This is a genomic window from Candidatus Xiphinematobacter sp., assembly GCA_016766635.1.
GTDB lineage: Bacteria > Verrucomicrobiota > Verrucomicrobiia > Chthoniobacterales > Xiphinematobacteraceae > Xiphinematobacter.
The window spans coordinates 497,145-510,342 of sequence record CP068473.1 but is presented as its reverse complement, the minus strand read 5'-3'; the positions used below and the strand labels follow the sequence as shown (position 1 = coordinate 510,342).

Annotated in this window: 10 protein-coding genes; 5 read left to right on the top strand and 5 right to left on the bottom strand. The window is 48.6% G+C overall.

Going from position 1 to position 13,198, the window contains the following annotated elements; genetic code table 11:
* Positions 1–106 precede the first annotated feature (106 nt).
* Positions 107–748: an ATP-dependent Clp protease proteolytic subunit gene (locus JMM79_02255; protein QQY08072.1), complete on the bottom strand. Its 642-nt coding sequence runs from the start codon at positions 746–748 to the stop codon at positions 107–109.
* Between the two features lie 1,158 nt (positions 749–1,906).
* Between JMM79_02255 and JMM79_02250 the strand changes: the two genes are divergently transcribed.
* Both JMM79_02250 and JMM79_02245 read left to right on the top strand, forming a co-directional pair.
* Complete coding sequence (locus tag JMM79_02250; GenBank protein ID QQY08071.1) at positions 1,907–3,139, top strand: cysteine desulfurase; 1,233 nt, start codon at positions 1,907–1,909, stop codon at positions 3,137–3,139.
* Positions 3,139–3,645, top strand: coding sequence for an SUF system NifU family Fe-S cluster assembly protein (locus tag JMM79_02245; protein ID QQY08070.1), 507 nt, complete (start codon positions 3,139–3,141; stop codon positions 3,643–3,645). The genes JMM79_02250 and JMM79_02245 overlap by 1 nt, the downstream gene beginning before the upstream one ends.
* A gap of 228 nt (positions 3,646–3,873) precedes the next feature.
* Here JMM79_02245 and JMM79_02240 read toward each other — a convergent pair whose 3' ends face one another.
* Genes JMM79_02240 through JMM79_02230 form a run of 3 tightly spaced genes read right to left on the bottom strand, consistent with a single transcriptional unit; the run spans position 3,874 to position 6,309 of the window.
* Positions 3,874–4,692, bottom strand: coding sequence for a metal ABC transporter permease (locus JMM79_02240; GenBank protein QQY08069.1), 819 nt, complete (start codon positions 4,690–4,692; stop codon positions 3,874–3,876).
* On the bottom strand, positions 4,685–5,476 hold the full coding sequence (locus JMM79_02235) for an ATP-binding cassette domain-containing protein (protein ID QQY08068.1): 792 nt from the start codon (positions 5,474–5,476) through the stop codon (positions 4,685–4,687). Before JMM79_02235 ends, JMM79_02240 begins: the two co-directional genes overlap by 8 nt.
* On the bottom strand, positions 5,476–6,309 hold the full coding sequence (locus tag JMM79_02230) for a zinc ABC transporter substrate-binding protein (protein ID QQY08067.1): 834 nt from the start codon (positions 6,307–6,309) through the stop codon (positions 5,476–5,478). Before JMM79_02230 ends, JMM79_02235 begins: the two co-directional genes overlap by 1 nt.
* Before the next feature lie 659 nt (positions 6,310–6,968).
* Between JMM79_02230 and JMM79_02225 the strand changes: the two genes are divergently transcribed.
* Positions 6,969–9,362, top strand: coding sequence for a DNA translocase FtsK 4TM domain-containing protein (locus JMM79_02225; GenBank protein ID QQY08066.1), 2,394 nt, complete (start codon positions 6,969–6,971; stop codon positions 9,360–9,362).
* 420 nt (positions 9,363–9,782) lie between these two features.
* Here JMM79_02225 and JMM79_02220 read toward each other — a convergent pair whose 3' ends face one another.
* Entirely contained in the window at positions 9,783–10,727 is a 945-nt protein-coding gene (locus tag JMM79_02220) for an RluA family pseudouridine synthase (GenBank protein ID QQY08065.1), read from the bottom strand.
* 99 nt (positions 10,728–10,826) lie between these two features.
* Between JMM79_02220 and JMM79_02215 the strand changes: the two genes are divergently transcribed.
* Positions 10,827–12,365, top strand: coding sequence for an AAA family ATPase (locus tag JMM79_02215; protein QQY08064.1), 1,539 nt, complete (start codon positions 10,827–10,829; stop codon positions 12,363–12,365).
* A 176-nt stretch (positions 12,366–12,541) separates the two neighbouring features.
* A complete protein-coding gene (gene recR / locus JMM79_02210; protein ID QQY08755.1) occupies positions 12,542–13,147 on the top strand; it encodes a recombination protein RecR in 606 nt (201 codons plus the stop codon).
* Positions 13,148–13,198 lie beyond the last annotated feature (51 nt).

The following is a 13,198-nucleotide window of genomic DNA, read 5'->3' as shown; positions in this document are numbered from 1 at the left end:
CTGCTGAATGCAATTTCCATAAGATGGCCGAAGAGGCGGGATTGGGAGGGGCCTCCGCCTCTTCGGCTTGTACAGGCAGGGCGGGGGTTGCCCAGTGAAGAGCAAATCACTTAGCTACCTCTTCGGAAACGGCAGCTTTAGGCCCTTTTAGGGAAGGAATGACCTTATCTACCAGACCGTAATCTTTTGCTTCTTGCGCTGTCATATAATAGTCTCTATCCACATCCTTCTCGACAAGTTCCTCCGGCTTCCCTGTATGATAGGAAAGAATCCTATTCAGGCGCTTCTTGAGCTTGAACATGAATTCCACCTGGCGTTCCACATCGCTGGCCTGCCCGTGTGCTCCACCAGAAACCTGATGGATCATAATATCCGAATTGGGTAGCGCGTAACGCTTGCCATTGGCTCCTGCGGCCAACAGCACAGCTCCCATGCTGGCAGAAATTCCTATGCAATAGGTGGTTACATCACAAGTCACGAACTGCATTGTATCATAGATGGCCAACCCTGCTGTCACAGACCCACCGGGAGAGTTGATATAGATGCTTATATCCTTCTTCGCATCCTCCATTTGCAAAAACAACATTTGGGCAATCACCAAATTCGCAACATTGTCATCAATCGGGGTGCCAATGAAAATGATACGGTCCTTTAACAAACGGGAATAAATATCATAGCTACGTTCCCCTCGACCCGTTTGCTCGACGACAATAGGAACGAGGATGCTGTTATGAGCAGGTGAGTGCATGGGTAAAATTCCGCAACAAACCAATTCCGAAAAACGAGTCCTCTTTGAGAGTCATTTTCATCTAGAAAAAACTAGCCGGCCACTGCCATATAAGTTATTCGTACAGCTTAGCAAAACAGGCACAGGGTAGCATCAGCCCTGGAGAAATCAAGAGTTTGCATAATCAACCCAACTAAGTGTTCTTGCTCCATATCATGCTCGCTGGTATCTAGACAGGTGGTGTTCCTTGTGCGCAGGATCCGTCCCCTTTAGTCTTTAGGGACGATCTTTCTGAAAATTTTCCAGATTCAATTCTGGAGGTGTGGCTTCCGGATGTCTGCGCACGAGCAGGAGATGGGTGGGTTGGTATCAACAACGCTCGGAAGCAGGAATCACCAGCTAGCTTAGCCCCACGGCTTGATCTAATCCCTCCATTGATTCCTCTTACTCATCTTTCTGGGCCTGTCGGCAATAAGGCGGTGAGTCATCTAACCCATCAACTATGGATTCAGCTCCGAGCTCCGTTTACATTCTGTAGGAAAGCTTAGGCAACTTAGGAAAGCTTAGGAAACTACATACGCCTGACGTTAAAGGAGGAGGAGGGCCATCTCGGCTGGGCTGCCAGAGCCAACTCCCAGTTAGGGCCGGCCGCATCTGCCACGCGAGAGATGTGGAGGGCCGCGACTACAGCCTGTAAGTAGGAAATATCCCTGCACCATAGTTAAAGTGGTTGCTACCTAGCCTGAAGGTGGAATGAGAGCAGATGTCGCTTTCCGTTTGGGATCGTACAACTCTTCCTTGGAATCCTATGATTCCGATATATTTTATCCCAGAGTAACTTTGGCAGGCGCCCTTTCAAACATTGCTTGTCGTGGGTCTTCTGACACCTGTTGGATGGGCAGACATTGACTGGCCTTATACTCTACGGAAAATGACAAGTGAATCCCGCTAGCTGCGTGAAGGGTAACGGGCGGGAAGGCACAACTTCGTTGCGCAAGCACAGGGAACATGTACACTACTCCTTTTCAGTGCCGATTCTATTTGCTGCCTTTCTGCTACTTTGCTGAGCAAAGTGTCTAAGAAAGCTGCCCGACAGGACAAGACAGGAAAAAGACAGCAAGACGAGGCTGGCTTAGATGTAACCACTGGAGAATCTTGGGTTCACTCTTAAATTAAGACATGCACTCTACGCTCGACTCATTAAGGGGGGAGTTCCCGGCACTCAAGGAGTTTGTAAGAGGTAGGGACGATGTGCAGATTGCCTATTTGGATAACGCAGCGAGTACTCAAAAGCCAGAAGCGGTCATCCAAAGGATGGCAGAGTTCTCCCGTCACGAGTATGCAAACGTGCACCGTGGAATGCACGAGCTAAGCGAACGTGCCACAGTAGCCTACGAGGCAGCACGCCGGCGCGCCGCTCGTTACCTAGGGGCCAAGGAAGAATCCATCATCTTTACATCCGGCACTACTTCGGCGCTTAATCTCTTAGCAAATACCTGGGGGGAATGTAATGTCAAGGAGGGCGATATGCTACTTCTTACAGAACTGGAGCATCATAGTAATCTTGTTCCTTGGTTCCAACTGGCTCAACGCAAGCATGCTACAGTGGTTTACACTCCACTTGATCCAGTGACACAGGGACTGGACGTAAGGCGCCTCCGTCAGCTCCTGTGTCAGGGGCCGCGGCTCTTTGCCTTCGCACATGTCTCTAACGTTCTAGGATCAATTCAGTCTGCGGAAGAGTTTTGCACTCTCGCCAGAGAGCAAGGAGTTACTACAGTGGTCGATGCGGCACAGTCTGCCGGACATATGCCGCTGAATACTAGCAGGATGGGCTGCGACTTCCTGGCTTGTTCCGGCCATAAAATGTGCGGTCCTACTGGTATTGGAATACTCTATGGACGCTATGAACTCCTTCTTGAAATGCCCCCTTGGCAATATGGGGGAGAGATGGTAGACAGTGTCAACTTTCACTGGGTGACCTTCCGCACCCCACCAGCGCGGTTTGAGGCCGGCACTCCTCCCATTATTGAAGCGGTTGGTCTCCACGCCGCTATGGATTTTGTGGACAGTATAGGCCGCGATAAAATTGCTCAACATTCTACTGCTTTAGCTGAGGAAGCTGCTGAGGGCTTACGCCAAATCAAGGGACTCCACGTGTTCGGTCCTCCCTTAGGTCGTGCAGGCTTAGTAACCTTCTCTGTTGAAGGAATCCATGCCCACGATTTAGTATTCTTTCTGAACTCGCGTGGCCTTGCTTTACGAGCAGGACATCATTGTGCACAACCGCTGATGCGCAAGCTGGGTGTACCTTCCAGTAGCCGAGCTAGTTTTTACCTTTACAATACCCGCCGGGAAGTTTCCAGACTCCTGGAGGGAGTGCGTGAGGCCATTGCTTTCTTTACCCATTGATGGATACCGAGATCTATCAGGAAGTTATTCTCCAGCATTCTAGACGTCCAAGAAATTTCGGATATCTGGAAATGGCTACCCATGGTGCCAGCGGGCAAAACGCTTCTTGCGGGGATTCGATCCAGATTCAATTGGTATTACAGGGCGATATAATCCAGGAAATAAAGTTTAACTCGAGTGCCTGTGCTGTTTGCACAGCTTCAGCCTCTATTATGACCGATGAGGTCAAGGGACTGGTCAGGGCGCAAGCCCTTAGAGTAGCCATGGATTTTCGAAGAATGGCGGTGGAAGGTATTTTTCCGGAGAGGCTTCCGGACCGCCTCAAAGTACTTGGAGGGATATATCAATTCCCCCAACGGGTCAGGTGTGCCACCCTCCCCTGGGAGACTTTGTCCCTTGCTCTCCACCCCCCCCCCAATGAGAGCCACATTTCCCCACCTGGCGCCACTTTTTTCCAGGCAGAAATGGGAGCCTCGGATAACCCTCCCCGAAGCCTCCCTTCCTAAGGGACGCACTGCGAGGGGGGTTTTTCCTCTCATCTCAAATTATATTTTCTGGTTCTGGTGTACTCTCTCAATTCGCAGTCCCCTTTTTGTATCGCTTTCCTCCATAAGGTTCCCCTCAGAGCAACTTGTTTGTTGTCGCTACATGCTCCGTGATGTGTGAGACATATAATTTTAGCTCAAATCCCCTTGGCGGCTTTACTAATTGTACTTCCATCTCATCCCCGTGGCCTATCTCTGTAGGACGAAACGGCAGAGGGCCTCTGAAACAAGATAAAAAATAAAGAGGATAGCGGTAATCCAAAAACTGGGGGGCCAATTTGTCAAGCAAGCCATCAGGATGCCGCACCAAACCGCGCTGAGAGCAAAACATATTCCCGCCAAATTGGCCGTCCAGAATCCGTGAAATATCCTAGAAGCGATTCCAGCTGGACCTACCATTAGGGCAAAGACGAGGAGGATGCCCACAATTTGACTGGCTAGAGTCACGGAGATTGCCAAGACTCCCATAAAACTCACCGAAAGCGATAAAAGCGAGATGCCGCGCGCCTCAGCGAGATCAGGTCGCACGCTAGCAAAAAGTAGTTTTCTAGAAAGAAAACCTAAGACGAAGAGCGCTACCCCGGCGAGAGTAACAATCTGGATGAGTTGCTGTCTAGAGACACCAAAAATATTTCCAAATAAGATTGCTGCGGCCTGTCCAGCAAAACCCTTGTAGAAGGCTAGAAAGAGGGTGCCCACACCCAGGCAAACGGAAAGCACCATTCCAACAGCCTGTCCACTTTGCTGAATACGACTGCCTGAAATGCCCATCCCAATGCCTGCTAGTAAGGAGATTATCAGCATACCATTGAGGGGATTAATCCCAAAAAGGGCTGCACCCGTCGCTCCACTAAATCCAATGTGTGCCAAAGCGTGTGCTGCAAAACTGACATTGCGAATCACGACGAAATACCCCACTACCGCCCCTAGTATACCAACCAGGGAGCCAGCTATAAACGCATTACACACAAAATCGTACGAAAAATACTCTAGCAAGAGTTTAAGCATGGCGAATAGTCTCTGTTACGTTTCCCTCCGCGCTGACAACGAAGATCCTTCCCCTTGCACGGATAACGTGAATTTTTGTGCGGTAGAGACCGCTTAACACTTCACTGGTGAATACCTTTTCAACAGGACCTAGAGTAGCAGTTCCTCCAGCCATATAGAGAACCTGATCCATTACATCAAGGAGGGGATTAACGTCATGGGCAATAAAAAGCACAGTGGTTCCAGCAGATTTTCTAATCTTTTGGATACATTTAATAAGAAGTATCTGGTTATGCGGATCGAGGTTGGCGAGAGGTTCATCAAGAATAAGAAGCCTAGGTTTTCCCAGTAGCGCTTGGGCAAGCGCAACGCACTGCCTCTCTCCGTTGGAAAGCACCGAAAAAGGACGATGAGCGTAATGAGCCGCGCCTACTAGATGGAGGGATTTAATCACCTCATTCTTAAGAGCCATGCCGCACCAAGGTAACCCCCAACGGTTTCCATTTGCAATAGCAGCCACTACTGAGAACGCGCTTAGGGCTGTGCTCTCCAGATTATTCTGAGATTGTGGCATGTAGCCAATGTGACGATTCTCACGACCTGGGGGGCTGCCAAAGACAGAAATTCTTCCTGAAGCTAGTGGAAGCAACCCAAGAATGCACTTCACTAGGGTAGACTTGCCAGCGCCGTTAGGACCAAAAATGCCAACAAATTCCCCAACTTTGACTTCTGCGGTGACGGTACTAAGGATCTGGGTTCTACCCAAGCAAACACCAACGTCGGTTATTGATAAACCGTTAGCCACTATTTAAGACTGAGCACCCCTTCTATCATCGATAATTCCCAAAGCATCCAATCCACGTAAGTGAGAAAATAATGTGGTTGAGTCTCTGTAATTCCCACTACAGCTATCCCATGTCTTTTGGCAATGGATTGCATCCGTTTTGCGGAAGGATTTTGCACCTGGCTATTGTAGAAGAGGACTTTTGCTTGGCCTTCAGTGAGGGCTTTTTCGAAGTTCACACTCTGTTGAAAGCAAGGCTCCGCATTATTCACTGTTGTTTGTTGATAGTCGTAATTAAGCATTTCCCATCCTAGAGAGCGGGCCATATATCCAAAAATGGATTCAGTGGCAGTTACTTTCAGTCCAGAAGTCTTGCCGCGGAGAGCGGAAATTTTTTCTCGCAACGGCTGCATAGATTTCTCAAAGGCCTCTGCAGCTGCCGATTTATTCAGAATTTGCGCGAGTCGTGTTGCCAGCATAGACATGGTTTCCGGATCATACCAAATGTGGGGATTTTGCCCCATTTTCACCCTAACGAGATCTGCCACCTTAATAGTCTTACAATATGGCTTTCCATTCACCCTTAAGAGCTTCTCTACCCAATCGTCATACCCCAAGCCATTGTAGATAAGGATATCTGCGCTAGCGATTGCTTTCACAGTAGCGGCATCTGTCTGAAACTCATGAGGGTTCTGATTAGGATTCCCAAGGATGCTATCAACTGCCACGGAGGAACCTCCAATCTGTTTGGCAATTTTCCCGTAGAAATTCTCTACCGCTACAATCTGGATAGCTGCAAAGACATGGCCAATGGAAAAGAAAAAACCAAAGAAGGTGAGGAAATGCCTTATCATTAACTAACTATATAGCGACTACTAAGACCCATGAAGTAACACTAACCTCATAAACTATGCCCACTCCATCTCTTAAAAGGTCTACTTGCCTTTTACAACAGCAATGCAAAAGAGATACAACTTATACGATTCCCGTGGCCCCTCCTCAATTTCTTGGTGAGCGGAATCTGGGGAGCAGTCTTTACCATAAATGGTGTCTGCTTTTAGATGGGAAAAACAGAGGGAAGGAGACCTCTTCCCAGAGGCGACTCCTAAGGACCTATTATGCGGCTAGCCACGAGCTTTTCGGGTGGCTCAATCAGCTTGTTTTTACGAGCGACAGAAGAGGCAATAAATAAAACCCTCCTGTAAAAGAGAAAAGATCCAAACAATCCCCTTGACATGCTCGCAAGCCTTTTAGCCACCATCCGGCCCCTTTTGCTTTTAAATATACAGCAAGTCGAGCGTCGTGACCCTGCAAAGATCCACGGAATCTCTTCAAGGTTGATAAGCTCTGCAACGCCCCCGACACTAAAGCTCTATTTGGACGAAAGACCCCCCTTTTTGCGGGCAGTAGCGCGTTGCCCTGCTTGTTTGCTCCCTGCTCATTTATACAATGATGGGCAGGAAACTTTTGATTTAGAGAAACAGTTCAGACGGAAAGGAAAATAAACTTTTTTATGAATCGTCAGCGCCATGCTAGGCCATGTCACGAAATTAGCAGCTTCCTCTTGCTTGGTACCGCAGCTTTGCTCCTTTTAGCCTTAATTTCCTACGATCCAGGTGATATTCCGCCCCACTGCCCTCTTATTTCAGCGACTGTCCCCTGCAACCCTTGTATAAGAAACTATATCGGTTTGGTGGGGGCAGTGTATGCTGGTTACGGTTATTTTCTTTTTGGATTGGGTGCCTATCTAATTTCTATGCTGTTGGCTATATTTGGAGTCAGCAAGGCTATCCAACCGCTTTTTTTCTTTAAAGAACGTATAGGATGGGGGTTGGTCCTTCTGCTAAGCTTCTGTGCTCTAGCCGAACGCCAGCCATGGTTCTTCCGTAGCTGGGATGGGGGAGGAATTGGAGAGGGCCCTGGCGGGTGGTTTGGACGCGCCCTTTCTCAGGCTTTTGTCCCCTTTGGGACAGTTGGAGCGACGATGGTACTCTTGGCTCTCTATGTTACTAGCCTAATCTTTGCTACTGGGCTTCATCCAGTTGACTTTCTCCGAAAAACGGCCTCAGCTCTCACTGCCCTTTTTCAGAAGAAACGAAAAAAAAACTTCCACCAACTGGATGGGTTATCCCGAATAAAAATTCGGAGGAAAGTGCTTGAAAAGCAGGCCAATAAGCCAGAAAAAGGGCCAAGGAGACATCTCACGCAAGAGACCTCTATTCTGCTCCCCTCGGGGACCCCTCTTCAACAAGATCCAAGAGTCATCGATACCTCCGTTCCAATATCCCCGTTAATTTCTTCTAGAGGGAAGCGACTCGATGATGGCTCAGTCTGTTTAGTGTCAAAGGACTGCTATGTGTTACCTCCTATAGATCTTCTTGATCCTCCTAGGGGTACACCCACTGGTCCTATAGCACTTCAAGATACTCAAAGGATTATCCTTCAAGTACTTCGGCAATTTTCTATTGAAGCAAGATCAGGTGAAATCACAAAAGGACCTGCCATCACCCGATACGAAATTTATCCTGCTGAGGGCATTCGTGTGGACCGCATTCTCAGCCTAGAGAAGGATATTGCCCGCGCTACGCGTGCCGAAGACATCAGGATCCTGGCCCCGATTCCAGGCAGAGATACCATAGGCATTGAGATTACTAATGCTGAAAGGGTAAAAGTCACTTTGCGTGAGCTCTTGGAAACACAAGCCTGGACTCAATCCAAGGCAAGCCTTCCTATTGCCCTAGGAAAGGACATCTATGGGAATACTCTGTTAGCTGATTTGGCAAAGATGCCACATCTCCTTTTGGCAGGTACCACAGGTAGTGGAAAGAGTGTCTGCATCAGCACGATAATAGCCAGCCTTATCTTTCACTATTCTCCTAAAAATCTGCGCTTTATTATGATCGATCCTAAAGTGGTTGAGCTTCAAAGTTTTAATCCACTTCCACACCTAATCACGCCTGTAGTTACAAACCCCAAGCATGCCCTCACTACACTCCGCTGGCTTGTAGGAGTAATGGAGAACCGATACCGAATTTTTGCCGCGTGTGGAGTACGAAACATCCAAGGGTTTAACGCACACTCTAGAAATAAGTTATCAGAAAGATCGAACTACAAGTCCTGTCAAAATTTGGATAGTACCCGGATGGATACGCTTGAAACAGCTCATGCTTTTCAGAAAAACGGAGAGGGGACTCGAGAACATTTAGAGTATATTGTAGTCATCATCGACGAGCTGGCCGACCTAATGCAAACAGCATCCTCCGAGGTGGAAAGTGTTATTATACGCATTGCTCAAATGGCTCGTGCTGCCGGTATCCACTTAATTGTTTCCACACAAACTCCTCGAGTAGAGGTGTTAACTGGACTTATCAAGGCGAATATTCCGTCCCGAATTGCCTTTCAGGTCGCTTCAAGAATTGATAGCCGTGTGATCTTAGATGAGAGCGGGGCAGAGAGGCTACTAGGGCAAGGAGATATGCTCTATTTGTCCGCAAGTTCCTCCAGATTGCTGCGGGCCCAGGGAGCGTTAGTTACCGATGAAGAGGCTCAGCGCTTGGTAAAATTCATCTCCTCACAATTACCTCCAAACTACGACCGTTCCATTCAGGAGAAATTAGAGGAAGAATCTGCCATCCATGAAGAAGGTCTCGCAGAAGAAGACAAGGTACTGATCCAAAAAAGCATCTCAATTATCCAGCAAGAACAGAAAGTATCTATTTCCATGTTGCAAAGGCGATTAAGGCTTGGCTATACGCGAGCTGCAAGGATAATAGGCTTCCTAGAACGAAAGAGGGTCCTCGGGTCGAAGTATGGGACAGGGGACAGAGAAATTCTTACGGAATTCGGTTCTGTGCAAAAGGAGCAGCAAGAGGCCGGTACAAAAGACCTCAGACAGAAGACTTCTTAAGGTAGGGGGGGACTCCTCTCCAAGCCATTTTGCCTTTCTGTGTGAGATTGAAACGGAGCTTATTCTGCGCCGTGGCCCTCAGTCTAGAGCTGGAAATACACCCATGCTACACCAGAAATCAAACTACTCAGAAACTCTTCCCCCTTTTTTGGTTATAGGGGTGGGGCAATACAATGTAGGCAAAGGGTTCCGCAGTGAGCTTGCCTTGTCGCCGTCTGTCCAACTTTTTTCATGCCGCTTCAAAAGTATCCCCCTTCTCCTGATGCAGTCTGGAGCAAGAGTAAACTACGTCGGCGGGGAGGCCCTTCTTGGCATTTCTAGAATTCCAGCCCCCATATGCGAAAATGTGCCACCGAGCCACTGCAATCTATCCTTAACGCCCTCTTAGTTGATTAAAGCCCCTGAGAGATGTGCCAACGCTTACAGCCGCAAGCATAGTTTTTCTGGCGTCCAGAACTTTTGGAACGTATCCAGCTGCATTTCAATTGGAATTGGCGCGCAAAATTCCATGGGGGTTCCCTTAGTAGGGTGGGAAAAGCCGAGTTTCCAGGCATGCAGGAGATGGTGTGGAAAATTTCTGCGCTCTCCGTAAATTGCGTCTCCTAACACAGGGTACCCCAAGTGCTTTAGATGGACACGGATTTGGTGGGTGCGTCCAGTTTGTGGAAAACAAACCAATAAACTGGTTCCACGAGCGCTGGAAAGAACCTGAAAATGTGTGACTGCATCACGCCCTTCAGGAGGAGAAGCGATGGACATTCTTTGGCGATGGAAAGGATGTCTGCAGATGGGGACGCATATCGTTCCGTCCGTTACCGTGCAGGTACCCTGAACAATAGCAAGATAGGTTTTCCTCACCCTGCGCAGGGCAAATTCTCGTGATAGCCTATAGTGGGCAGCATCGTTCTTCGCAACTACCAAACATCCACTAGTTTCCTTATCCAACCGATGAACAATTCCTGGGCGTTCTGCTCCACTACCCTTAGAGAGGTTACGACAATGAACCAACAGGGCTCCAACGAGAGTCCCTTTCCAATTTCCAGATCCTGGATGAACCACTATCCCGGCTTCTTTGTTAACTACGAGTAGATCTGTATCCTCGTACAAAACACGCAGAGGCATTATGGCTTCCGGAACTAAACTCGTGGGGGTGGGTGTTACCGGCCGACGAACGAAAATGACATCTCCAGTTCGGACCTTTTCGGAGGGCCTTGCTACTCTCCCCCGAAGGCGAATACAGCCAGAGCGAATTAAAGATTGCACATGGGTGCGGGAAGGAAAAGGAAGGATCGCTGCTGCAAAACGATCCAACCGCCATCCAGTATAGGATGAACCCACGACGGTTGAAGTAGCAGACACATTCATCCTCTCACTTATACATAAAAATGCTTTAAATGAACTGCATATGGAGCGAGAATGCTGGAGTCTAGCATGAGTGAGCCCAATTTACCTTCTCCGGAAGAAATGCAAAAGAGATTGTCCGAGGTGTTTCGGGTCACTTTTGGCGAGAAGCAATCGGTTGTGCCCCAGTCCTTCGGGCAGGGCGAGCCCTCCTCTACTGGTAGTGGCGGTAGGAGATTACATCCTCTTCTTTCTCAGTTCCTCTACACTCCGCGTGATATAAAGGAGCACTTGGATCGCTTTGTTATTCGACAGGAAGAGGCAAAGAAAGTGCTAAGTGTTGCTGTCTGTGACCACTATCACCACGCTAGGGAAGCCGTGAGTGGGGAAAACTTGCCCGGATATACCAAACAAAATGTCCTCTTGATTGGTCCAACGGGCGTAGGCAAAACTCACTTAATCAAACATATTGCTGAGTTAATTGGTGTACCCTTTGTCAAGGCGGACGCCACTAAATTCAGTGAGACGGGTTATGTAGGCGGAGACGTAGATGATCTTGTCCGAGAACTAGTAGAGTATGCAGGGGGGGACATTTCACTAGCCGAGATAGGCATCGTTTTTCTTGATGAAATTGATAAAATTGCCACCTCTTCTAGAAATCCAGGCCGAGATGTAAGTGGGCATGGTGTCCAAACCGGGCTGCTGAAACTTATGGAGGAAACCGAGGTTTCTCTAAAAAATCCCTCAGACATCCAGTCTCAGATTCAGTCTGTCATGGAGATGCAAACGCAGCGTGGCCGCGGCCCGGTGCGCAGGGAGACTATCAACACCAAACATATCCTCTTCATTGTGAGTGGTGCTTTTGAGGGGTTGGACCGCATCATCCATCATAGAAAGCAACAGTTGCAGGTTGGCTTTTGCACCAAAAGGGCCGCCCCTGATTCGGAAAGCAATGTTTTACAGGTGGCTCATACTCGGGATTTTATCGAATATGGATTCGAGTCTGAATTCATCGGTCGGCTTCCAGTCCGCTCTATCTGTCATGCTCTAGAGGTTGAAGATCTTTTCCAGATTATGAGGCATTCGGAAGATAGCATTATTCTTCAGTACGAACGCGCTTTCCGTTCTTATGGTATTGAGATACATTTCGAGGAGGAAGCTCTATGGAAAATCGCCGCTTCTGCTCACCAGGAAGGGACCGGAGCGCGTGGTCTGCTCACCGTTCTAGAGAGACTCTTGCGAGACTTTAAGTATGCGCTACCAGGTGCTGGTGTCACGTCGTTTACCGTAGATGCAGCCCTAGTGGAAAAACCCAGCATCCATCTTTCCTGCCTGCTTGAGGGCGGTTTTGCCAAAAAGGAACGTACTTTGCGTACTGAAGCTAAGCAGTTTATGCAGCAGTTTAGCGAACAACATGAAGTGCAGGTGGAGGCCTCGGAATCTGCACTTACACGCCTTGCGAAACGGGCGATTAGAGAAAAAGTCACGATGCGTGAGCTTTGCGAAAAGTTGTTTAAAGACTACCAATTTGGCCTGCATCTTATCCAAAAAAGTAAACTGGAGCCTACCAAGCTAGTACTTCCAGAAGAAGCCATTGACAATCCAGAAGAGTATTTGAGCAGGCTAGTGGCCCAATCTTACCATAGCGGGGAGAGTCTATAGAAAAAGACACCGAACCCCCCCTACCTGCTAGAACAGAGATAGAAGAACGTGACCCGTTATGAATTCTTTTTAACTTGATATAGGGCCCAATAAAATTGGATACCCCTACTTTGGTTGCGTAGGGCTTTCTGCTTTCGGTGACTTTCTAATTCCCCCCTACTTTTTTCTTGAGTAAAATTTACTACCCTAAACCGTACCTGCTTCTCACAGAAGAATTGCAGCATTTGCCCGGAATTGGTCCTCGCAGTGCGGAGCGCATTGCCCTCTGGCTTCTCCAATCTCGTGATGCCAACCCTGCTCGACTTGCCAGGTCTATTCAGGAGGCCTCGCAATGTCTAAGGAGCTGCAAGCTGTGCGGTTTTTTCACAACGGAGGATCTCTGCCGAATCTGTAGTGCACCAGAACGGCGTGTTTATCCCATCTGCGTGGTGGAAACTGCCAGTGATATCGTTGCCATTGAGCGTGCCGGCGTTTTTTCGGGTCGCTACCATGCTTTGGGGGGAAAATTCTCTCCACTGGACGGTATTGGTCCTGAACAACTGCGGATCCCGTCTCTTTTAGCGAGAGTGGAGTCTGAGCGTCCGCAAGAGCTTATCCTTGCGCTGAGTGCCGATGTGGAAGGAGACGCAACCTCACACTATCTGGCTCATCTCTTTTCTGAAAAAGGGGTTTTGGTAAGTCGCATTGCCCATGGACTTCCAGTCGGTGGTGGGTTAGAGTACGCCGACGTGGGCACGCTCTCTTATGCTATCTCCGGTCGAAGCGAAATCTCGCTGAAGTAGTTTGGTCTTTGGTGGAATGGGGAAGACCGGCGGGAAGGAGGGGCTCCGCGA

What these genes read in the sequence shown, in the direction of transcription:
- JMM79_02255 (QQY08072.1), bottom strand. Translation starts at nt 748, where the DNA reads ATGCACTCACCTGCTCATAACAGCATCCTCGTTCCTATTGTCGTCGAG.
- JMM79_02250 (QQY08071.1), top strand. Translation starts at nt 1,907, where the DNA reads ATGCACTCTACGCTCGACTCATTAAGGGGGGAGTTCCCGGCACTCAAG.
- JMM79_02245 (QQY08070.1), top strand. Translation starts at nt 3,139, where the DNA reads ATGGATACCGAGATCTATCAGGAAGTTATTCTCCAGCATTCTAGACGT.
- JMM79_02240 (QQY08069.1), bottom strand. Translation starts at nt 4,692, where the DNA reads ATGCTTAAACTCTTGCTAGAGTATTTTTCGTACGATTTTGTGTGTAAT.
- JMM79_02230 (QQY08067.1), bottom strand. Translation starts at nt 6,309, where the DNA reads ATGATAAGGCATTTCCTCACCTTCTTTGGTTTTTTCTTTTCCATTGGC.
- JMM79_02225 (QQY08066.1), top strand. Translation starts at nt 6,969, where the DNA reads ATGAATCGTCAGCGCCATGCTAGGCCATGTCACGAAATTAGCAGCTTC.
- JMM79_02220 (QQY08065.1), bottom strand. Translation starts at nt 10,727, where the DNA reads ATGAATGTGTCTGCTACTTCAACCGTCGTGGGTTCATCCTATACTGGA.
- JMM79_02215 (QQY08064.1), top strand. Translation starts at nt 10,827, where the DNA reads ATGCAAAAGAGATTGTCCGAGGTGTTTCGGGTCACTTTTGGCGAGAAG.